General features: G+C 62.9%; 23 protein-coding genes and 1 tRNA gene. 5 read left to right on the plus strand and 19 right to left on the minus strand.

The window, feature by feature from the left end:
- Positions 1–62 precede the first annotated feature (62 nt).
- The 3 genes from H7C86_RS05830 (at position 63) to H7C86_RS05840 (ending at position 2,181) form a co-directional block, all read left to right on the plus strand.
- A complete protein-coding gene (locus tag H7C86_RS05830; RefSeq protein ID WP_030537506.1) occupies positions 63–947 on the plus strand; it encodes an SCO6745 family protein in 885 nt (294 codons plus the stop codon).
- Between the two features lie 176 nt (positions 948–1,123).
- A complete protein-coding gene (locus H7C86_RS05835) occupies positions 1,124–1,804 on the plus strand; it encodes a hypothetical protein (protein WP_063316364.1) in 681 nt (226 codons plus the stop codon).
- Between the two features lie 35 nt (positions 1,805–1,839).
- On the plus strand, positions 1,840–2,181 hold the full coding sequence (locus H7C86_RS05840; RefSeq protein ID WP_162114856.1) for a hypothetical protein: 342 nt from the start codon (positions 1,840–1,842) through the stop codon (positions 2,179–2,181).
- On the opposite strand, the gene H7C86_RS05845 is transcribed toward H7C86_RS05840, so the two are convergent.
- Complete coding sequence (locus tag H7C86_RS05845) at positions 2,182–2,637, minus strand: hypothetical protein (protein WP_063316363.1); 456 nt, start codon at positions 2,635–2,637, stop codon at positions 2,182–2,184. It abuts the gene before it with no gap.
- Positions 2,638–3,104: 467 nt separating this feature from the next.
- Between H7C86_RS05845 and H7C86_RS05855 the strand changes: the two genes are divergently transcribed.
- Positions 3,105–3,530 carry a hypothetical protein gene (locus tag H7C86_RS05855; RefSeq protein WP_054828053.1) on the plus strand — a complete coding sequence of 142 codons (426 nt, stop codon included), beginning with the start codon at positions 3,105–3,107 and terminating at the stop codon, positions 3,528–3,530.
- A gap of 15 nt (positions 3,531–3,545) precedes the next feature.
- Positions 3,546–3,911 carry a hypothetical protein gene (locus tag H7C86_RS05860; RefSeq protein ID WP_021333522.1) on the plus strand — a complete coding sequence of 122 codons (366 nt, stop codon included), beginning with the start codon at positions 3,546–3,548 and terminating at the stop codon, positions 3,909–3,911.
- Between the two features lie 61 nt (positions 3,912–3,972).
- Here the strand turns inward: H7C86_RS05860 and H7C86_RS05865 are convergent.
- From H7C86_RS05865 to H7C86_RS05950, 18 genes are all read right to left on the minus strand, one after another.
- Positions 3,973–4,046, minus strand: a tRNA-Pro gene (locus H7C86_RS05865).
- 102 nt (positions 4,047–4,148) lie between these two features.
- On the minus strand, positions 4,149–5,576 hold the full coding sequence (der, locus tag H7C86_RS05870) for a ribosome biogenesis GTPase Der (protein ID WP_182261229.1): 1,428 nt from the start codon (positions 5,574–5,576) through the stop codon (positions 4,149–4,151).
- The gene (cmk, locus tag H7C86_RS05875; RefSeq protein WP_182261235.1) at positions 5,573–6,253 is read right to left on the minus strand and encodes a (d)CMP kinase; all 681 of its coding nucleotides are present in this window, start codon (positions 6,251–6,253) and stop codon (positions 5,573–5,575) included. The genes der and cmk overlap by 4 nt, the downstream gene beginning before the upstream one ends.
- A gap of 11 nt (positions 6,254–6,264) precedes the next feature.
- Positions 6,265–7,710, minus strand: coding sequence for a pseudouridine synthase (locus H7C86_RS05880; protein WP_182261230.1), 1,446 nt, complete (start codon positions 7,708–7,710; stop codon positions 6,265–6,267).
- Positions 7,711–7,787: 77 nt separating this feature from the next.
- The gene (gene scpB, locus H7C86_RS05885) at positions 7,788–8,471 is read right to left on the minus strand and encodes an SMC-Scp complex subunit ScpB (protein WP_162114862.1); all 684 of its coding nucleotides are present in this window, start codon (positions 8,469–8,471) and stop codon (positions 7,788–7,790) included.
- 41 nt (positions 8,472–8,512) lie between these two features.
- On the minus strand, positions 8,513–9,334 hold the full coding sequence (locus tag H7C86_RS05890) for a ScpA family protein (protein WP_046379919.1): 822 nt from the start codon (positions 9,332–9,334) through the stop codon (positions 8,513–8,515).
- 50 nt (positions 9,335–9,384) lie between these two features.
- Positions 9,385–10,398, minus strand: a complete 1,014-nt coding sequence (locus H7C86_RS05895; RefSeq protein ID WP_003946138.1) for a ParA family protein — start codon at positions 10,396–10,398, stop codon at positions 9,385–9,387.
- A gap of 143 nt (positions 10,399–10,541) precedes the next feature.
- On the minus strand, positions 10,542–11,465 hold the full coding sequence (xerD, locus tag H7C86_RS05900; RefSeq protein WP_050656157.1) for a site-specific tyrosine recombinase XerD: 924 nt from the start codon (positions 11,463–11,465) through the stop codon (positions 10,542–10,544).
- A gap of 1 nt (position 11,466) precedes the next feature.
- Positions 11,467–12,099, minus strand: coding sequence for an NUDIX hydrolase (locus tag H7C86_RS05905; protein ID WP_047270484.1), 633 nt, complete (start codon positions 12,097–12,099; stop codon positions 11,467–11,469).
- 6 nt (positions 12,100–12,105) lie between these two features.
- On the minus strand, positions 12,106–13,866 hold the full coding sequence (locus H7C86_RS05910; protein ID WP_003946139.1) for a CTP synthase: 1,761 nt from the start codon (positions 13,864–13,866) through the stop codon (positions 12,106–12,108).
- A 156-nt stretch (positions 13,867–14,022) separates the two neighbouring features.
- The gene (locus H7C86_RS05915; RefSeq protein WP_007731900.1) at positions 14,023–14,976 is read right to left on the minus strand and encodes a copper transporter; all 954 of its coding nucleotides are present in this window, start codon (positions 14,974–14,976) and stop codon (positions 14,023–14,025) included.
- Positions 14,973–16,157, minus strand: a complete 1,185-nt coding sequence (gene steA / locus H7C86_RS05920; protein ID WP_007731902.1) for a putative cytokinetic ring protein SteA — start codon at positions 16,155–16,157, stop codon at positions 14,973–14,975. The genes H7C86_RS05915 and steA overlap by 4 nt, the downstream gene beginning before the upstream one ends.
- Before the next feature lie 86 nt (positions 16,158–16,243).
- Entirely contained in the window at positions 16,244–18,022 is a 1,779-nt protein-coding gene (recN, locus tag H7C86_RS05925; protein ID WP_003946143.1) for a DNA repair protein RecN, read from the minus strand.
- Positions 18,023–18,024: 2 nt separating this feature from the next.
- Positions 18,025–18,972, minus strand: coding sequence for an NAD kinase (locus tag H7C86_RS05930; protein WP_019748593.1), 948 nt, complete (start codon positions 18,970–18,972; stop codon positions 18,025–18,027).
- Positions 18,969–19,826: a TlyA family RNA methyltransferase gene (locus H7C86_RS05935; protein ID WP_182261231.1), complete on the minus strand. Its 858-nt coding sequence runs from the start codon at positions 19,824–19,826 to the stop codon at positions 18,969–18,971. The genes H7C86_RS05930 and H7C86_RS05935 overlap by 4 nt, the downstream gene beginning before the upstream one ends.
- 1 nt (position 19,827) lies before the next feature.
- Positions 19,828–20,070: a hypothetical protein gene (locus H7C86_RS05940; RefSeq protein WP_019748595.1), complete on the minus strand. Its 243-nt coding sequence runs from the start codon at positions 20,068–20,070 to the stop codon at positions 19,828–19,830.
- Positions 20,071–20,146: 76 nt separating this feature from the next.
- Entirely contained in the window at positions 20,147–21,130 is a 984-nt protein-coding gene (locus tag H7C86_RS05945; protein ID WP_080910929.1) for an HAD-IIA family hydrolase, read from the minus strand.
- Positions 21,127–22,068, minus strand: a complete 942-nt coding sequence (locus H7C86_RS05950) for a hypothetical protein (protein WP_073513327.1) — start codon at positions 22,066–22,068, stop codon at positions 21,127–21,129. Before H7C86_RS05950 ends, H7C86_RS05945 begins: the two co-directional genes overlap by 4 nt.
- Between the last annotated feature and the right edge of the window lie 114 nt (positions 22,069–22,182).

Consider the following 22,182-nt stretch of genomic DNA (forward strand, 5'->3'; position numbering starts at 1 on the left):
GCGTAGAACAACCATCCGACTCGACTGTTCGAAGACCACACCACCAGCATGAAGGACTATCGATGACCTCGATCGCACCAGAAACCGCGCGCCGCGTCTTCCGTGGAGCCGAACCAATACACGGCATGATCTACTTCACCCCTTTCGGCGCGGAAGCATATGCCGCACTGGGCTTTACACACCCTCGAATGGGCTACTTCGCTTCGCGGTCTGCGCCCATGGGCGCAGTAGCGGCTGAAGTCACCATCGCTACGTTCTTCAACTTCAACCCCGAACTGGTACACGCGGTGCTGCCGGAAGCCTGGACAATCGCCACCCCCGAACAGATCCTCACCGCTCGACTCGACGCTGTCGACCGTTCGCTGCGCAAGGCCTGGGGAGAACATGTCGACGGCACCGAAGTTCGCGAAGCTGCCGAACTCGCACGTCGAGCCGCGGAACGCGCCTGCAACAGACCACAAGGGCGACCCCTGTTCGGTGGGCACGCATCATTGCCGTGGCCTGAGGAGCCTCATCTCGTGTTGTGGCATGCCCAATCCTTGCTCCGGGAGTTTCGCGGAGATTCTCATGTCGCACTTCTTCACGCCGAGGGACTCAACGGTGTCGAAGCGTTGGTAGTCCACGCCGCAACCGGTGATGTTCCTGCTGCTGCTCTGCAAATGAGCCGGGCATGGGACAACGATCAGTGGGCGGAAGGCGTCGAAAGTGTGCGGGCGCGTGGATGGCTCGAAGACGGCCCCGAGCTTCACCTGAACGAGGTGGGTCGTGATCGCCGGAAGCGGGTTGAGCATCAGACCGATGTGCTGGGGTCGTACCCGTACGAAGCGATCGGAGAGACCGGATGCAGTCGACTGATCGAAATCTCGGAACGTCTCTCCGGTGAAGTGATCGATGCAGATCTCGGATTTCCGGCAGCACTGGCAGCACGTCGCCGATTGCGTGCGTGACAGCAGGTCGTGAGTGTCGAACGTGGCTGGTGGTGATACGACGAGGGTGTCACCACCAGCCCCTTCACACAATTATCGCCGAAGTCGGCTGCGCCCCCAATCTGCACAGTGAGAAGGCATCCGGATGAGACTGCCGTTGTGCCGAATTCTCCCGCGGGATGGGTCAAGATGGCTAGATGTGGAAACAGGCACTCGGGTTTGCTTTGTTCGGTGCGACCGTTGCCATCGTCACGGCGGCGCTGACACAGGGATCGGCACAGGCGTCCGCCACGATCACCCTCTTTTCGGGTGGCACCACAATCTCGGGCTTCGCGGGTGAATCGCAATGGACCTGGCCCATCGAGGCTGCGGTGATCGGCGCCCTTCTGGGCGCGCTGACCGGGTTCGTGCTCCGCCTCGCGGGCGTGCGAATCTCCGGAGGCCAGGACAATCGAATGGTTCCAACTGTGGTGGCAGGCCTCGCAGGCGTCACGCTTGGGTTGACGCCCCTGTTGGTCTTGATCGGCATGGCATTCACCGGGTCGGTTGATATCGGATGGTCCCCGCTCCTGGTCTATGCCGTCAGCGGTCTCCTGGCGTATGGCATTTCGGTCGCCGCCGTGTTCGGAGTCCTTCGCGCTGCCGGGGATCGACTTACTGTTCGCACGACGCGAGCGGTGGCGGCGATGCTTCCGGTCGGGGCGTTGGCGGCGACGACTGTAGGTGTCGGTACTGCGTGGAGGCTGGGCTTTTCCACCACCACTCCCACCTGGATCGCGGTCGTACTGCTGGTCGTTCTCGTATTGGCCATGACGTTCGTTGCGGCCCGGGCGTGGGCTCTACGGATTCAGCCTCGTGACTTACCAGAAGTCGCATAGGCAGTGGGACGATTGATTCGGACGGGTGCGTTGAGATGAGGGGCGAACGAATCTTCGCGGGACTCGTCGTCGGCCTCCTACTGGGACTGTTCGGCTACCTGCCATTGGTACTCCTGTGGCAACACTTCGCCGATGTCCCGCAGCCGCAGCTGTATCCGAACCGTTCGTTCACGTCGTTCGGGCCCAACCCACCACCACTCACCTACTGGATAAGTTGGGCGGCGCCTGCCGCCGTGTTCGTCTTGCTCGGACTTATGACTATTCCCAGTCGTACCGGCCGGCAATTTACATTGCCATTGGTGCTCGCGTTCCTGCCGGTCGCGGCAATGGTGGCGTGGTTCTGGATCTCGATGGAACTGTTCTTCAGCCCCGACTGATCACTCACTCGGCTGCGTATCGCGAACCCCACTGCGCGCACGCGCAATGGCGCCCTTGTTGCGCAATGCGATCCCCTGATGCACCGCAGCAAGTACCAATGCCAGCACTGCAGCAGGGAGGCTCCCCACCATCGACAGCAGAGAAGGCATATCAGAGCTGAAAGCTGCAAAGAAACCCAATACTGCAGCGCAAAGCATTGTCGCCGAGACGATCCAGGAAACTAATGGTCGTGGGATCACGGCTGGAATAACGCACAGAGCCACCGGCAACGCCAGCACCAAGAAGAGCTCCCGCCCGAAGTAGTCGTGAATCGAGCGGTAACAATCGGCAGAACTGAGCGGGCCGAGGCCTATTTCGCAATCGGTGATCTCGTACAGCGGCCACTGTGCCGTCGCGGATCCCAGAATCCCGGTGGCGACCGCCAATACAACCCACGCGATCCGAATCCCAATCATACGAAGAGATCATGCCAGTAGGCGAAATTGCGCTCCGGAAAAGAAAGCAATTACGACTCGAACTGCGTGGAAGGTCGATACCGTCAACGCTAATCAAAGAATGGATCAAACTATGTTGATCGCATGGGGAGCACTGGCGCTTGCCACTGGTGCCCATATCTATGGCGCTCGCCTCGCAACTCACGGCGACTACGGGCGGAGATTACCTCTCTCGGTAGGACCGACCTCCTCGCGAGCGGCACAACATGTCCGACGTGCTCAACTCACGGGCTGGGTATCGAGCTTGATCGGAGCATCTGCCATCGTCGACAACTATTGGGAGACAGCACCTCTCTTGAGTGCGGGTATCGCAGTCGCTGTACTCGGAGTAGTTAACGGCCTACCGAGTTTGATTGTCACCCTGATGCACAATCGACGGCCGCAACAGGGTTGAAGTTTTCGATTATGTTTTGTGGAAGGGTGCTTGCATGGCAACACAACCGCATGGCCAGTCCATAACCCCGGCGTGGAAAGTATTCACGGCCATCGGTTTTGCAGGTGTTGTGGGCGCTGCCGTGACGTACTTCCGAGACGGGTGCACTTTGGCGATCATTGGCGGGATGGTCATCCTCGCGATTGGTCTGCCGCTTACTGTCTGGTCCATCCTGCGAATGCTGCGTGAGAATCGAGGACATCGCCTTCATTGGTGGAGAACACCGCCGGTCAATCCGAGGAACGTCGACCTGTCTCGTGCTGTCGGCATTCCGACTACAATTTTCGGTGCACTGACCATCTGGCTGAATACAGCAGGTTCGGCGCCGTGGTGGTTGGCAGCAATCTTTACCGCCATTCTGATCGCGCTCTTCGGAGTAACCGTTGCCGTTCACAATATTCGCCTCAGTCAGCGAACCTGAGCTAGCCTTCCGCGCATGCCGGTTTCCGCGAGTGTCCGTGCGCGCCTTCGCTCCCACTTGCATCCAGACGACGAGATCCACTACGCGTTTCCAGCAGAAGTTCTGATGAGCGCGAAACCGAGTGTGTTTGTCGTGGTGAGCCGAAAGGCGATCACCGTCTTCTCGACGAGCTTTCGGTCCAGAAAAGTACCGAGGTCGATCCTCACCCAGTTTCCGAGAATGACCGTCCTCGGCCCGGTCGATACTGCGTCCACGCCGCACTTCACTGCGGCGGGCATAACGTACGAGATCGACGAAGAATATGTTGCAGTCGTGAACGCTGCCGACGCGGAGATCACGTCACCGCAGGACTTCCCGCATGATCCGTTGCCGAACCTTTGAAGGCACAAACAAAAAGGCAGTTTCTCATTTCTGAGAAACTGCCTTTTTGATCTAACCTCGGTCGGGCTGACAGGATTTGAACCTGCGACCACTTGACCCCCAGTCAAGTGCGCTACCAAGCTGCGCCACAGCCCGTCCCACGCCCTTGTTTCGGGCGCTTGGAAAGATTACATCAGGGACGGGCCGAAGTACCAATCGGCTGGTCAGAGCCGTTTCAGTACCGAATTGGACGCAGAATCAGCGGCCCTTACGGTCACGCTTCTCGCGCACTCGGACGGATACGCGGATCGGGCTGCCGTCGAAGTTGAACTCTTCACGCAGACGCCGCTCGATGAAGCGGCGGTAGCCGGCCTCAAGGAAGCCCGTGGTGAAGAGAACGAATGTCGGCGGGCGCGTGCTTGCCTGCGTCGCGAACATGATGCGCGGAAGGCGACCACCACGCATCGGAGGCGGCGTTGCTGCCACAACTTCCTTGAGCCAGGTGTTCAGGCGACCCGTGGGGATGCGCTTGTCCCAGGACTCCAGAGCCGTGTCGAGAGCCGGCACGAGCTTCGCCACGGCGCGACCGGTGTGGGCGGAGATGTTGACTCGCTGAGCCCACGGAACGCGGACCAGATCGCGGTCCACTTCCTTGTCCAGCATGAGTCGACGGTCCTCGTCCACGAGGTCCCACTTGTTGAATGCGATCACCAATGCACGACCCGTGTCGGCCACCATGCTCAGAACACGCAAGTCCTGCTCGGTGATCGGCTCGTGCGCGTCGATCAGCAGGATCGCAACCTCAGCGGCCTCGATCGCGCTCTTCGTACGCAGCGACGCATAGAACTCCGCCCCGCTGGCATGGCTGACGCGCTTGCGCAGACCAGCCGTGTCGACGAAACGCCAAGGGCGCCCGCCGAGTTCGACAATGGAGTCGACGGGGTCGACGGTGGTGCCGGCAACATTGTGCACGACGGACCGCTCGTCACCGGACAGCTTGTTGAGCAAGCTGGACTTTCCGACATTCGGCTTTCCGACGAGAGCAACACGACGCGGACCGCCGCCGGGGATACCTTCACGCGGGGTTTCCGGCAGCTTCTCGAGAACCTCGTCGAGCAGGTCTCCGGTACCGCGGCCGTGCGTCGCACTCACGGAGTACGGCTGACCGAGGCCCAAGGACCACAGCGCTGCAACCTCGGACTCGGTGCGTCCGTCGTCCACCTTGTTGGCAACGAGGATGACCGGAGTCTTCGAGCGGCGAAGCACGCGAGCAACAGCTTCGTCCGTCGCGGTAGCGCCGACAACAGCGTCGACGACCAGGAGAATGGCGTCAGCCGTTCCCATGGCCAACTCCGCCTGACGTGCGACCGCCTGCTGAAGACCCTTTGCGTCGGGCTCCCATCCGCCGGTGTCCTGGACTAGGAAGCGTCGTCCGGCCCAGTTCGCCTCGTACGAGACGCGGTCACGGGTAACGCCGGGGATGTCTTCGACTACCGCTTCACGACGGCCGATGATGCGGTTGACGAGCGTCGACTTGCCGACGTTCGGTCGACCGACAACAGCCAAGGTCGGGACGGCAATGTGCGCTTCGCCTTCGCCGTCCGCTTCGAGATCGGCGTAATCCCACTCCGATTCCTCGGACCAAGTTCCGTCACCGGCATATTCGGTTGCCAGATCGTCGCTCACTGCACTGCTCCAGTTCTGTCGCTGACCACCAACAGCAACTTGGCGATCACATCTTCAATTCCCAATTCGCTCGTATCCACCAGAATGGAGTCGTCGGCAGGGCGCAACGGCGACACTGCCCGAGTCGAATCGAGATGGTCACGGCGCTGCACATCAGCCAGCACCGCTTCGTAATTGTCTTCACGGCCTTGGCCGATGTTCTGCGTATTGCGCCGTGCCGCACGGGTTTCCGCCGATGCGGTCAAGAAGATCTTGACGTCTGCATCGGGGAGTACGACGGTTCCGATGTCGCGACCTTCCACGACGATCCGGTCTGCGCTTGCCGCCAACTCACGCTGAGTGGCGACCAGCAGGTCGCGAACCTCGGGTACGGCCGACACGGCGGAGACAGCCTTGGTGACCGCGTCGCCGCGGATCTCCTCGCTGACGTCCGCGCCGTCAAGATGCACCTGCTCGCTGCTCGGATCGGTACCGATGGACCACGGCAACGCCGCAACGGCGGCCGTGATCGCGGCGGAATCCGCCAGATCGATTCCCTGACGCAGCACGTGCAGGGTCGCGATCCGGTAGATGGCTCCGGTGTCGAGGTAGCGAGCACCCAAACGCTGCGCCAACGCGCGAGAGACGCTGGACTTGCCGGTTCCGGACGGTCCGTCCATAGCGACTACCAGCGGCATGGACGAATCGGTCACAGGCCGACCGCCTCGTACAGTCCACCGACCTCGCTACGTCCGAGGACGCGCTGCGTTCCCGGACGCTGATCGCCGAGGGCGACAACTCCGACGTTGGTGCGAACCAGACGGACAACGGGGTGACCGACGGCATCGAGGAGGCGACGCACGATGTGCTTACGACCCTCGTGCAGAACCAGCTTGACGAGCGTCTTGCCCTCGTTGATCTCGAGCACGGTGAACGCGTCCACCTTGGCCGGACCGTCGTCGAGGGTGACACCGTCGCGCAACTGCTTGCCGGTGCTGCGCTCGACAACGCCGTGAACCGTGGCGAGGTACGTCTTCGGAACCTCGAACGACGGGTGCATCAGGCGGTGAGCCAGATCGCCGTCGTTGGTGAAGAGGAGCAAGCCTTCGGTGTCGGCGTCGAGGCGGCCGACGTGGAAGAGTCGCTGACCCGACTGAACGCGCTCGGAGACGATGTCGCCGACGCACGGACGACCGAGATCGTCGGACATGGTGCACTGCCAGCCACGCGGCTTGTTCATCGCGAGGTAGACGAGGTCCTTCTGCACGACGACGCGGACGCCGTCGACACGAACCACTGCGTTCTCGGGGTCGACACGCAGACCCTGTTCGACCACGATGCGGCCGTCGACCTCGACGCGACCCTGGTCGATCAGCTCTTCAGCTGCACGGCGTGATGCGACGCCGGCCTGAGCCAGCACCTTCTGCAAGCGGACGCCGTCGCCCTTCGGCGGGCCGTCGTGCTTGGTGATCTCGGCATGCTGGTGACGCGCCGGCTTGGCGTTGGAGACCAACGGGTTCTGAGAGACGACACGCTGCGGCTTCTCGGTCTTCGGCTTGCCACGCTTGTTGGTCGCCGGCGGTGTGGGAGCTGCCGGGCGCTTGCGCGGAGGTCCGTCGAACTTGGATCCACGAGGTGCGTTCGACCATGCGCCGCCACGAGGAGCGTCGGGGCGTGCGCCGCGCTGATCGTCACTACGACGGTCAGCGCCGCCACGCGGTGCGCGACGGGCGTCGACGTGGGGGGTACGGCGGTCATCGCTGCGGGGTCCGCGGCGATCGTCCGTGCGCGGGCCGCGCCGATCGTCGTTGTAGCCACTACGACGGTCGTCCGTACGTGCGGGGCGACGGTCGTCGCTGCGCGGCGGGCGACGGTCATCACTGCGCGGCGGGCGACGGTCATCGCTGCGCGGCGGGCGACGGTCATCATTGAATCCACCGCGACGGTCGTCCGTGCGGGGACGGTCGGATCCGGCGTTGCGGTCGTATCCAGAGGTACTGCGGGAAGTGTTGCTGCGTCCACCACGGGGCGCTTCGCTACGTGCGCCGCGGGGGGCGTCGCTGCGACCACCACGGGGGGCATCGCTGCGTGCGCCGCGGCTGTCGCGGGAGTTGTTACGGTCCGGTGTGCCATCTCGGCGAGCGGGATTGTTCACTTTTTTCCTGTCAGTTTTCTACTGTTTCCCGAGCGTTGTCGGGTCTTTCTCGGTGCTGACGAGCGCCGGAATTCCGGTCAGTCGTCGACTTCGGCGTCCACTACGTCAGCGGGCACGTCTGCCTTGTTCATTCTCGCAAATCGCGGATCGGATTCCAGGCTTTCGCTGATGTCGTCGATGAGATCGACATCAGGCAAGAGCGGGGCCAACTCCGGGAGCTCGCTGAGCGAGGCCAGGCCGAGCCGTTCGAGGAACAGTTCGGTCGTGGAGTACCGTGTCGCGTTGGTGTCCGGGTCAGGCCCGGCTTCCGCGATCAGTCCGCGGGCAAGGAGGGTGCGTACCACCCCGTCCACGTTGACGCCTCGTACCGCACTGATCCGCGCACGAGTCAACGGTTGACGGTATGCGACTACGGCCAAAGTTTCCAATGCCGCCCTGGTCAATTTGGTGCGTGCGCCGTCCAATAGCAGCTTTTCCACGTACGGGGCAAACTCTTGTCGCGTGTACAGACGCCATCCGTCGCCCGCGTAGCGAAGGTCCATTCCGCTGCCGCGAGCGGTCAATGCGGCTGACATCGACGTCAGGCGTTCTTCGACTCGTTCCGGCGCGGTTCCGGTGACAGATGCGAGTTGGTTCACTTCGGCCGGCGAATCCACGACAAGCAGAAGCGACTCCAGCACTGCGTCGAGTTGATCGTCGTCGAGTTCGAAATCGGGGGCGGAATCTTCGGACTCCGAGGCGTGTTCGGTAGGCTCGATCATCTCGTCTAGCTGCGAAGACTCTGATTCCGTCGGCTCGGCGTTCATCCGTAGTCCTCCTCTGTGACCGGCGCGGCCGGGTCGTCTCCGGTCCAACTCACCATCAGCGGTCCGAGTGCTTCGGGTTGCTCGAACACAATGACCTGCCGGCGATACAACTCGAGCAACGCGAGAAATCTTGCGACTATCTCGACGGTGATCTCACACTCGGCAACGAGGTCCCCGAAGGGTGTCCACTCCCCTATGCCTCGCTCGCGCAGCAACTCGAGAATTCGCTCGGCCTGCTCGGGTATCGAGATATTGGACACATGGAGGTGATCGAGGCCCACCGTCGGCACCGGACGTGGTGTGAACACAGTCGCCGCGATCTCCGCAAAACGCTGAGGGTCGACGCCCAACAACACCTCGGGCAGGAGTTCGGTGAACTGATCCTCGACGGCAACCGAGCGCGGATAGCGCCGCAGCGCTGCTTCCTCCAACTCACCGAACAGCGCCGCAACTTGTTTGTACGCCCGGTACTGCAGCAGTCGCGCGAAGAGAAGGTCGCGGGCTTCGAGAAGCGCCAGATCCTCCGCGTCCTCGACCTGCCCGGCGGGCAACAGCCTGGCCGCTTTCAGGTCCAGAAGCGTAGCTGCGACGACCAGAAACTCTGTTGTCTGATCGAGGCCCATCGCACTGCCGAGTTCCTTGGTGTATGCGATGAAATCGTCAGTGACGGTGTGCAGGGCGACTTCGGTGACATCGAGCTGTCGTTGATTGATCAGGTTCAACAGCAGATCGAACGGGCCTTCGAAGTTCCGGAGAGTGACTCGGAAACCGGCAGCCTTGGCTGCGGTCTGAGCGTCGGTCGGCACGTTCGGGTCGATCGAATCCGGCTCGACTTCGACCGAATCTTCTTGCGATGCAATCAGTTCCACTAACGACCAGACCGGTGAATGACCTCGCGGGCCAAGGCTCGATATGCCTCGGCCCCAGCCGATTTCGGCGCCCACGTCGTGATCGGCTCACCGGCGACGCTGGTTTCGGGGAATCGGACGGTGCGGTTGATCACCGTGTCGTAGACGACGTCGCCGAACACCTCGACGACTCGCGCCATCACCTCACGAGCGTGCAGAGTCCGGGCGTCGAACATCGTGACGACGATACCGGCCAACTCGAGCTTGGGATTGAGACGATCGTGCACCTTTTCGACGGTGTCGTTGAGGAGTGCCAGGCCGCGCAGGCTGAAGTACTCGCATTCCATCGGAATGATGACCGAATCGGCGCAGGCCAGTGCATTCACCGTGAGCAGGCCAAGCGACGGCTGGCAGTCGATGAGCACGTAGTCGTACCGATCGAGAACAGGGTGCAACACGCGTCCCAAGGTCTGCTCACGTCCGACCTCGGTGACCAATTGGATCTCGGCGGCCGAAAGGTCGATGTTGCTGGGCAGCAGGTCGAGGCCGTCGACCCGAGTTCGCATCAACACATCGTCGATGGACACACGCGGTTCGACCAGAAGGTTATGGACGGTCAGTTCCAGGTCGTGATGCTGGACGCCCAGTCCAGCAGACAACGCGCCTTGGGGATCGAGATCCACTAGGAGCACTCGGCGACCGTATTCGGCCAACGACGCACCCAGGTTGATGGTCGACGTCGTCTTGCCGACGCCGCCCTTCTGGTTGCACATCGCGATGATCATCGCGGGTCCGTGGTGCGCCAACGGTGTCGGTTGGGGTACCTCGCGGACCGGCCGGCCCGTCGGACCGAGTTCTTCCGCGGAAACGGTGAGGGTTTCCGCAGGTGGAGAGGCTACTGGCGTCGTATCTATTTCGAACATCGCCTCTGGTTCGGAGGGTACAGCTGGTGCTGATTCGTTCACGCGCTCGAAGAGTTGGGCATTGACATGCGGCGGCGCGGACTCCGCCGCTGGTGGCTGCGATGTCGACACGGTCCGATGCTCCCCTACTCTTTCGGCGGTTGCTCTCGGCGCCGGCAAACCCCCGAAACTGCGGTGGAGGCCGCTCGCGCTCCTTGAACGCTACCGCTTACATCACCGAATGGTCTCGCAGACACGCATGAGCCAACCAACCCCTAACGGGCACGCGGGTGTGCCTGAGCCCACACTTCGCGCAACGCGGTGACGGTGACCAGCGTGTAGATCTGCGTCGTGGTTACCGAAGCGTGACCGAGAAGTTCCTGCACGACGCGTACGTCCGCGCCGCCGTCGAGCAGGTGTGTGGCAAACGAGTGCCTGAGCGTGTGGGGTGAGACGTCCGCCTTGATCCCGGCGGACGCCGCCGCATCCTGAAGTATCTGCCACGCGCTTTGACGCGAGAGGCGTCCACCGCGCGCGTTGAGAAAGAGGGCAGGAACACCGCGCGTCGCCAGGCTGGGGCGCCCGCGGACGAGATACGCGTCGACGGCGGCGATCGCCGGCCTGCCGACGGGGACGATCCGCTGCTTGCCGCCCTTGCCCTTGAGCAGCACGGAACGGGTTTCGGTGTCGATGTCGTCGACGTCCAGATCGATCGCCTCGGTGATTCGCGCTCCGGTCGAGTACAGGAGCTCGAGCAGAGCGCGATCCCGCAGGTCGCGGGGCCCGTCACCGGCAGCACCGCCACCCGAAGCGTCGAGCAGGGCGATCACGTCGTCGAGAGGCAGGGCCTTGGGCAGCTTGCGTCCAGGCGTCGGCGGCTTGACCGTTCGGGCCACGTCGACACCGACCAGGCCCTCGGCGGCGGAGAACTTGTGGAATCCGCGGACCGCGATCAGGGTGCGTGCTGCCGAACTGGCCGCCAATGGTACGACGCCGGCATCTTTGTCACCCAGGCGCAGATGTGTCACGAATTCGGTGACGTCGTTCTCCGTCACGCCCGCGACGTCGTCGATGCCGCGTCCGTGCAGGTACTCCGCGTACCGATTCAGGTCGCGGCGATAGGAAAGTAGCGTATTGCGCGCAGATCCTCGCTCGACCGCTAGATGGTCGAGATACGAGTCCACCTGTCGGGCAAGCACTTCAGGCTCGCGACTTGCGTTCTCCGAATGCGCGAGGACGATCGGGCCACGGTGCGTCGGCGGGGCGCAGCGGCTTTCCCGTCGCGCGTGCGGTGGCGATCGCGAGAATGCCCGATACCGCTGTGGCATTGACGATGTCGCCGCGTAGCGCCATGTCGACGGCGTCGGCGAGCGGAACCCGCGAAATCTCGAGATCGGCTTCTTCGTGTTCGGGATCGTCGCGCTCCACCTCGTGCAGCCCCTCGGCGAGGAAGACGCGAACCGCCTCGTCCGTGAACCCGGGTGAGAGAGCGACATCGACCAGCACCGACCATCGATCGGCGCCGAGTCCGGTTTCTTCGCCCAGCTCGCGCGCTGCAGCCTCGACCGGGCTCTCCCCCGGAGCGTCGAGCAGACCGGCAGGAATTTCCCACAACCGGTGCCCGAGCGGGTGACGGTACTGGTGAATCAGCACCAGGTTGTCGTGCTCGTCCAGTGCCACGACGGCAACGGCGCCGTGATGCTCGACGACTTCCCGATCGGCACGCTGACCACCAGGCATCGCAACGGTGTCGACGCGCAACGCGATGATCGCGCCGGTGTAGACCGTCTTGGAGCCGAGGGTGTCGAATTCGTGCCGACCGGGATCGCTCATCTGTGGCTAGACCTTTTCCACGTTCTCGACTGCAGCGTCGAGCGCCGTCTCGGTGGCAGCGGTGTCGATCTTCTCGTCACCGTGGACGTCGACGGGCAGGCGCTCTTCGAGCTTGTATGTCAACGCTGCTTCGACGAAGGCGGCGAACAGCGGGTGCGGGCGTGTCGGGCGACTCTTGAGCTCCGGGTGTGCCTGGGTGGCAACGAAGAACGGATGCTGCTCACGCGGGTACTCGACGAACTCGACCAGGTGGCCGTCCGGTGAAGTTCCGCTGAACTGCAAGCCGGACTTGGCAATCCGGTCGCGGTAGGTGTTGTTGACCTCGTAACGGTGACGGTGACGCTCGGAGACGTCCTCGGTTCCGTAGGCCTGAGCGACGACGGAACCCTTGGTCAGCACGGCCGGGTAAGCACCCAGACGCATGGTGCCACCGAGGTCGGCGTCACCGGCAATGACGTCTTCCTGATCAGCCATCGTGGAGATGACCGGGTGCTTGGTGTCCGGCTCGAACTCGGCCGAGTTGGCATCGTCGAGGCCGACGCTACGAGCAGCTTCGATGACGACGCACTGCAGACCCAGGCACAGACCCAGCAGCGGCAGCTTGCGCGAACGTGCGAAACGGATCGCGCCGAGCTTGCCTTCGATGCCGCGGATGCCGAAGCCACCGGGGATCAGAACACCGTCGACGTCACCGAGAGCGGCCTGCGCTCCGGCTTCGGTCTCACAGGCGTCCGACGGGACCCAGGAGATCTCGACCTTGGACCGGTTCGCGAATCCACCGGCGCGCAGTGCCTCGGTGACGGAGAGGTATGCGTCGGGCAGGTCGACGTACTTGCCGACCAACGCGACCCGCACGGTCTCACGCGGCTGGTGAACACGATCGAGGAGGTTGCCCCACACGGTCCAGTCGACGTCGCGGAACGGGAGACCGAGCTGGCGAACGACGTAAGCGTCGAGGCCCTCACGGTGCAGAACCTTCGGGATGTCGTAGATCGAGGGAGCGTCGGGCGTCGAGATGCAGGCGTCGACGTCCACGTCGCACATGAGCGCGATCTTGTTCTTGAGGCCCTGCGGAACGTCACGATCGCAACGAAGGATCAGCGCGTCGGGCTGAATGCCGATGCTGCGCAACGACGCAACCGAGTGCTGCGTGGGCTTGGTCTTGAGTTCTCCGGAGGGGCCGAGGTACGGCACGAGGGAGACGTGCAGGAAGAAGACGTTGTCGCGGCCGACGTCGTGGCGGACCTGGCGAGCGGCTTCGAGAAAGGGCTGCGATTCGATGTCGCCGACTGTTCCACCGATTTCGGTGATCACGACGTCCGGGCGGTGTCCCTGCAGATCCGGACCGCTCATCTCGAGGATGCGACGCTTGATCTCGTCGGTGATGTGCGGGATGACCTGAACGGTGTCGCCGAGGTACTCGCCGCGGCGTTCCTTGGCGATGACCGTCGAGTAAACCTGGCCGGTGGTGACGTTCGCCTGGCCGGAGAGGTCACGGTCGAGGAACCGCTCGTAGTGTCCGACGTCGAGGTCGGTCTCGGCACCGTCTTCGGTGACGAAGACCTCGCCGTGCTGGAAGGGGTTCATGGTGCCCGGATCCACATTGAGATAGGGATCGAGCTTCTGCATGGTCACGCGCATTCCCCGCGCGGTCAACAACTGTCCCAGGCTCGAGGCGGTCAAACCTTTGCCGAGCGAGGAAGCTACACCTCCGCTGACGAAGATGTGCTTGGTGGCGGTACGCGTGTTAGTGCGTGACTGTGGCAAAGGGGCTCCCGTGACGACTGTGCAGGGCTTGGTCTGATGAAGCATGCTGGGGCCTGCCGACCCACGGGATTTCACGGTAACACCTATCGGGGGTCGGTGCCTACAACGCGCCGACTTTCCGCCCCCGATGTGACCGGCGTATCAATACCGGGATGTTCAGTTGGTGGGTGCGCCGACGGTGACCGCCGCCGCTCCCGGTCCCGTGCCGTAGCGGCCGGCGCCGCCGTTCAACTGTTCCTGCAGCGCCAACGGCGTGGTGATCTTGCCCGACTCCCGATCGATGTTGTCGATGGTCGTCAAGCCCGCTGAGAGCGCCGCGTCCGCACGAGCGACGGCAACCGGACCACTGCCCTCGGCCGAGCCAGGCCGGCCCGCGAGAATCGTTCCTGCGCCGCGTCCGTCGAGAGCACCGGCGAACCGGGCGATGACGGCGCCGCGGTTACCCGTGGCTGCGTCGGATTCACTCTTGTTGTCGCCGGTGAGAACCACGGCGAGTTGAGCCGGCTTGACCGCTCCGTCGTCGTAGCTGATGAAACCGGCGCTACGCAGCGAGTCGAGCGCGAGATTCATCTCGTCCGGAGTGCTCTGCGGTTCGCTGTTCTGCCCGTTGAGAAGCAGAACCGAACCGAGCAGATCACCCGCGAGACTGCCCTGATCGACCGCACCGGTCTTTAGGGTGATCCCCGCAGGGATGACATTGGTGACGACGGTCCGCAAGCGGTCACCACCGGTGGCGTCGACAAACGAATCGGTGAGCGAGACGCGTCCGGTCACGGCACCGCCGGCGGCAGTGACGAGTCGGTTGACACCGTCGAGATCACCGGGATCGGCGTCCGGTGCCGTGATGACGACGACGGTGCGACCAGCGAGACTGTCACGCACGACGCGACCGCCGACAGCGGCATCGAAGCCGTCCGCGGAATTGAGTTGCTGCTGAAGCTGATTGGACTGTTGATTGAGGTCTTCGATCTCGTTCTGCAGGTCCGCCTTGTCGTCGCGCAGACCCGAAAGCAATCCACTGGACAGCATTCCGGAACCGAGCACCACGCCGATCGCGAGTGCCAGGAAGATTGCCGCTATGGAAATTGCATGTTGACGCATCGAAATCACTTGAAGAGCCCCTGAACCCACAGCGCGAAGCTGTTCCACGTTGCGATTGCCCAGTCGAGAACTTCACTACCGGCATTGGACACGACCAGGGCGACGATCACTGCCACCAGGGCGGCGAGCACCAGGAGCGCGATCGCGCCGCCGGACACTCGACTTCGATACAGCGTTGCCACAGCCTTGGCGTCGACCAGTTTCGGCCCAACCTTGAGCCGTGTCATGAACGCCGACGGATTGCTTTCACGACGCCCACGGTCGAAGAACTCGTCCAAGGACACCACGTTGCCGACCGTCACGATCAGTGAAGCGCCGTGGTGATCGGCGAGCAGCAACGCAAGGTCGGTCGGTGAGCAGGTCGCCGGGAACGTCATCGCCCCGATGCCGAGATCCTGGATTCGGGAAAGCCCCGCCGCATGACCGTCCTGGTCTGCGGGCAGAACAACTTCCGCGCCGGACTTGAGGGTGGAACTGGTGATCTCTTCCGGGTCGCCCACGATCAGATCGGGGCGGTATCCGGCCTTGCTCAACACGTCCGCACCTGCGCCGACACCGATCAGGATCGGCGAATACTCCTTGATGAAGGGCTTGAGGTTCTTCAGATCGGCCTCGTGTTCGGGTCCGTCGGAGACGACCACGACGTGGCGATCCTTCAAGTCGATGTCGATGTCCGGAACACCGATTCCGTCGATCAGCAAAGGACTTTCGGTGCGGATGAACTCGATGGTGTTACCCGAGAACGCTTCCAGGTGATCGACCAGGCCGGTCTTGGCCTCGATCATCCGATCGGAGATCTCGGCCTCGGTCTGCTCTTCGCCCTTGACGAGGCTCTTCTCGCCGTTGAAGATCTCGCCCTCGTGCAGGCGGATCTTGCTGCCGTCCTTGACGTTCTTGAAGACGTCACCGTCTACGGCATCGATCAGAACGATGTCGTTGGCGACGATCACTTCCGGTCCGAGGTTGGGGTACCGCCCCGAAATCGACGGCGACGCGTTGACCACGGCCATGACTCCGGCTTTCACCAGAGCATCGGCGGTCCGGCGATCGATGTCGACTTCGTCGAGGATCACGATGTCTCCAGGACCGACGCGGCGTAGAAGCTTCGCCGTGTTCCGATCGGCCCTGGCGATGCCACTGATCCCAGGCAAGGATTCGGTGTTACGTGAGAGCAATCCGGGCATCTTCATGGCTTCGATGATGAACCTGAAACCGCGTTGACCGGTGGAGGCGCGCCGACAACTACCACATCAGTCACACCAACACCACAGAACCTTCAATCTGTGACGCGGGCCGCATTCGCGATCTCGAGCAGTTCTTCGGCGTGCGCACGACCGGTCTCGGTGTCGTCCAGCCCTGCCAACATACGGGCCAATTCGACCACCCGATCCGAATCCGACAAGGTCCGCACGCCACTGCTCACCACTCCGCCTTTGTCGTCGACCTTGTCCACCACGAGGTGGGTGTCGGCAAACGCAGCAACCTGCGGAAGGTGGGTGACGACGATAACCTGATGCGTACGAGCAAGTTTCGCCAATCGGCGGCCGATCTCGACAGCAGCGCGACCACCGACCCCCGCGTCCACTTCGTCGAAAACCATCGTCGCGCCGGTGTCGCTACCAGCGAGAACAACCTCGAGCGCCAGCATGACGCGTGACAGCTCGCCACCGGAAGCGCTCTTGCTGATCGGAAGTGACGGTGCCCCGCTGTGCGCAGACAGACGGAATTCCACCTCGTCGACGCCGGCAGACCCGGCATGCAGGTCTACTCCCCCGACACTGAGCGGCGCCGAGTCCTGCGGGCCGGCAGGCTGCGAACGCACAGTCACTTCGAGGCCCGCACGTCCCATCGCCAGACCGGCGAGTTCCGCGCTGACGGCTTTGGCGAGCTTTGCCGCCGCCTTGACTCGCGCGGCGCTCAGCTTGGTAGCGGCTTCCGCGGTAAGGCCAGCCGTCTCCTCGACCTGCTTGGCCAACAGTGACAACGCATCCGAGGACACGTCGAGTTTGGATAGACGAGCGCGAGCAGTATCTGCCCATTCGAGAACACCGTCGACATCGGCGGCGTACTTGCGAGTCAGAGTCTTCAGTTCCGATTGCCGCGACAACAAAGAGTCCAGAGCACCCGGGTCTGCGGGCAGCCCGGACAAGTAGGTGTTCAGGTCACCGGCAACGTCGGTGACGACAGCAATAGCGTCGGCCAACCGGGAACCGAGGCCGTCCAGATCGGCGTCGGTGACCGACTCGATGCGCGCCCTCGCTTCGGACATCAGGTCTAGCGCCGGCATGACACCGACGTCGCCGCTTGCCATGTCGTCACTACCGGCGAGCGCAGCGTGCGCCTCTTCCGCAGCCGAGCGGAGCGAATCGAGTTCACTGAGTCGACGAACTTCGGCAACGATCGCCGTGTCCTCGCCGGGCTCGGGTGCCACGCCGTCGATTTCGTTGAGCGCGAAGGTCAACTGATCTGCTTCTTGTGCCAGTTCACGAGCCTTCGACGTGCGCTCGATCAACTCCGAACGAGCATCGAGCCATTCACGACGGTGTTTGCGGTACCTCGTCAGCAGCGTTCCGATTGCCTTGTCCCCGAAGCGGTCCAGCGCGTTGCGTTGCTGGTCGGGACGAAGCAATCGCAGCTGATCGTTCTGTCCGTGGACAGTCAGAAGTGGGTCCGTGAATTCGGAGAGAACTCCCGCCGGCACGCTTCGTCCGCCGAGATGAGCCCGAGACCGCCCATCGCTGCCGACTGTCCGCACGGCGATGATGGTCCCGTCTTCGTCGCGCTCGGCGCCGGACGATTCCAGGATTCGGACGATCTCACGCTCGGTGGCCGGTGAGACGTCGTCGGCGATGAATCGTCCTTCGACAACGGCTCGCGACGCGCCCAACCGCACTCGACCGGCATCCGCTCGCGCTCCGCTGAGGAGGTGCAAGCTGGTGACGACCATCGTTTTACCTGCGCCGGTTTCACCGGTCAGGACGGTCAGGCCCTCGTGAAACTGGGCGCTGGCCTCGGAGATCACACCAAGACTGTCGATACGGATCTCTGCGAGCACGATTAAGGCTTCCTTCCTCGCCATCCGGTAACCGGAAGCTCGAACTTGCGAACCATCCGATCAGCGAAAGGCGCAGAGTCCAACCGGACCCACTTGACGGGAGTGGCGCCGCGAACGATCTCGACGCGAGCGCCGGCAGGCAGTTCCAAGGTACGACGGCCGTCGCAGAAGACCAGGCCGTCGTGGCTGCCTGCGACGGTCTCCACCGCGATGATCGAATTCGGGCTGGTAACCAGCGGCCGCGCGAACAGCGCATGCGCGTTGCTGGGTACGACGAGCAATGCTTCGAGTTCGGGCCACACGACGGGGCCGCCTGCGGAAAATGCATAAGCGGTCGAGCCTGTGGGAGTGGACACGAGAACACCGTCGCAACCGAACGCAGACACCGGTCTGCCGTCGACTTCGAGGACAACTTCGAGAACTCCCAGACGCGAACGGTTCTCGATACTGGCCTCGTTGAGCGCCCACCCGCGGTCGATGATCTCGTCGTCCACCCGAATCACGACGTCGAGTGTCATGCGAGACTCAACGCGATATTCCTTGCGAACTACTTGTGCGAGAGCCTCGTCGAGATGCTCGGCCTCGGTCTCTGCCAGAAATCCGATCCGTCCGAGGTTGATGCCCAGTACCGGAATGGACGCTTCTTGAGCAAGTTCGGCGGCGCGCAGAAACGTGCCGTCGCCACCGAGGACAAGTACCAACTCGCATCCAACGGCAGCATCAGGGCCGGGATGAACAACCGTGACGTCGAGACCCGGCGCAGAGAAACCCTCGGGTTCCGTCATTGCTTCGATGCGCGAGCTGTCTGCTTCGTCGACGAGGACTCGCAGTCCGATTCCCGCGCGCTCGAAGATCTTCCCGACCCGCTTGGCAGTTTCCGTGATGTCACGTCGACCAGGGTGTGCGACAAGAAGGATCTCGCGCGACTCGCCGTTCGTGACCGCGTTCACTGGGGCCCTTCCTCTACAGCCTTGCGAATCATGTCCTCCACCGTGGGAACTCCCTCGGTGTTCGTCTCGGTGTCGGTAACCGTCTCTTCGTCGCCGGATGTACCCGTCTTTCGAAGCCACAGGAAATACTCGACATTTCCCGACGGACCGGGCAATGGGCTGGCCACGACACCTAACGTCCGCAGACCTACCTTTGCAGCAGCCTCCGACACGTCGAGCACAGCGGAGATTCGCAATTCCGGATCTCGTACGACGCCACCGGCACCGACGCGGTCCTTGCCCACCTCGAACTGAGGCTTGACCATCGGAACCAGGTCCGCGCCGTCAGCGGTACAGGCGACAAACGCCCCGAGTACCAGTTTCAGAGAGATGAACGACAGGTCCGCGACAACGAGATCGACAGTTCCGCCGATCGTCTCGGCATCGATAGCGCGAACATTGGTTCGGTCGATGACATGCACTCGGTCGTCGGACTGCAGGCGCCACACCAATTGGCCGTAACCGACGTCGACGGCGACAACTTCCTTCGCACCGCGTGTCAGCAGAACGTCCGTGAACCCGCCGGTGGAAGCGCCGGCGTCGAGGCAACGGCGACCTTCGACCGTCAATCCTTCGGTAGCGAAGGCGTCAAGGGCACCGATCAGTTTGTGAGCACCGCGCGACGCCCACGAGACTTCCTGCTCCACCTCGACGATCCGAAGCGGCGTTCCGGCTTCGATCGCCGTCGCGGGCTTGGTCGCAACGGCTCCGGAAATGAGAACTCGGCCCGCGGAGATCAGTTCTTGCGCATGATCTCTCGATCGTGCCAGACCGCGACGGACCAATTCGGCGTCCACCCGTGCTCTACGTGCCACGTCAAGCCCTGTCCACAGAGGCGAGTGCCTGGACGAGCACCTCGTGTGCCTGTTCCAAAATATGTGCCTTCTGCGGAATCACACCTGCTCCGTGATGATCGTTCGGATCGTGTTCGATGCCGCCGAGGCGTGCCAGCAAACCGTCGACGTCAGAACGTATTCGTTCCGGATCGACGGTAGGGCGTGACCCGGGCAGCGGTGATCCGTTGCTCGAGTTTCCGGGGTGCGGTGTCGGCGTGCTCATCGGGCACAACGTTAGTGCATGACTCTCGGTTGCGCATACACCCGCACCCCCGCGAGTCGAACACATATGCGAGAAATTAGACCAGCCAGGAAGCAAACAGATCCGCCACGCCGGCATCCGACGCTTCCAGCGTCTGGAACGACGGATTAGCCCATGCGACAGGCGCAACCGCACGTAGAAGCGACATCTCGTCCCCGACAACCGGGCCGTCGACAACCAGCGCCGACCCGTTCACGGAGACAGACCACTTGGAGTCCGCACCGACCAGCGATTCGACGGCCGGCTGATTGAGCGAATCCAGAGTTGCTGCAATGTAGGTGGGGCGCTGCTCAATCGGCGCCCGCAGTACGTCGCCCGGCGTGCTCACACCGGTCAGTACCAACAGTGAGTCGATCGAAACAGCATGTGCGCCTTCGATATCAGTGTCCAAGCGATCACCGACGACCAGTGGACGCGAGCACCCACTGCGTGCAAGCGCATCCTCCATCAGCGGAGCAGCAGGCTTGCCTGCCACCAAGGGTTCCTGCCTCGTGGCGGCGCGCAGAGCCGCCACCATCGAGCCGTTGCCGAGCACCAAACCCCGTTCCGACGGCAGTGTGGTGTCCAGGTTCGCAGCCACCCACAGCGCCCCGGCCCTGATCGCCAAGCATGCCTCGGCGAGGATCGACCAGTTGGTCTCCGTCGAATGTCCTTGGACGACTGCAACCGGGGAATCCGCGAATTCGCGCACCGGAAACAACCCGACGCGTGTCACCTCGTCGGCCAATGCGTCGGTACCGACGACAAGTACGGCGGCACCGGGTTCGAGACGCTCAGCCAACAGGCGCACCGCCGTCTGAGAACTGGTGACCACGCGATCGTCTTCGGAATCGAAACCGAGTTCGGTCAGATGCGCGGACACTGCCGAAGGCGAGCGACTCGCATTGTTGGTCACGTAGTACAGAGCCTGCGTACCCTGACCCAACGCGGCCTGGGTGCCGGGAATCGCATGAGCTCCGGCGTACAGCGTGCCGTCGAGATCGAGCAAAAGTACGTCGTACTGAGTACGAAGCACGGTCACTGATCTTCTCCGGTCAACTCGGCCACCCGTTCTTCAGCATCCGTGTCACCCTCGAGGTCTGCAGCTGCAGCATTGAGGAACCACTTCAATCCGTCTTCGACACGACCTGCTGCAACGAGGGCATCAGCGTAAGCATAGAAAAGCCGAGCCGCCGCTTCACCGGTACGCGCTGCGTCAAGATCCTTGGTCTGCAGTGTGACAACTGCCTGATCGAACTGACCGAGATCCATGCGGGCGCCGGCGACCACGATCCTCAACTCAGAAGCCTCGTCGCCGGAAAGCAGGGCAGCCTCGTCGCTACGACCGAGCTCGATTGCGCGTTCGGGTCGACCCAAACCGCGTTCGCAGTCGGCCATGACAGCGATCAGACCCGGTCCACCAGCCATTCGACGGGCAGCGCGAAGCTCGGAGAGAGCTTCAGCCCATTCACCGGCGTGGTACGCGGTGATTCCAGCAGCTTCACGAACGACCGCAATTCGGCCGGCGCGCTGACGAGCAGCGCGCGCGTGGAGCAGTGCAAGTTCCGGGTCTTCGTCGACAAGCTTGCCTGCCATGACGAGGTGACGCGCAACTGTGTTTGCGTTGTCCTTGTCGAGGCTGAGCAGATCTCGACGCACGGCCGGGTCCAACTCGGTGGGCTCTACGTTGTCGGGCAAATCCGGTTCGTCAGGTCGTGCTTGCTGACGGTTGCGGTCACCGTCGCGTCCACGAGGGGTGAACCCACCCTCGCCGCCGCGACGCTGTCCGCCGTTGAATCCGCCGCCACGGTTACTGTTTCCAGCACCGCCACGGTTGTTGTCTCCGGCACCACCGCGGCGGTCTCCGCCTGCAGCGCCGCGTGATCCACGCCCGTCGTTGTCACGACGGGGGCCACCTGATCGAGGCGCTCCTCCCCCACGGAAGGACCGACGCTCGTCGCCATTCTCCGACACAGTCATTCCTCTCATACAACGCACGAAAGGGGACCCAATATGTTGGGTCCCCTTTCGGTTAACGGGTGTTCGGCGGTGTCCTACTCTCCCACACCCTGTCGAGTGCAGTACCATCGGCGC

Source organism: Rhodococcus sp. UFZ-B548 (assembly GCF_903819475.1).
Lineage (GTDB): Bacteria > Actinomycetota > Actinomycetes > Mycobacteriales > Mycobacteriaceae > Rhodococcus_F > Rhodococcus_F erythropolis.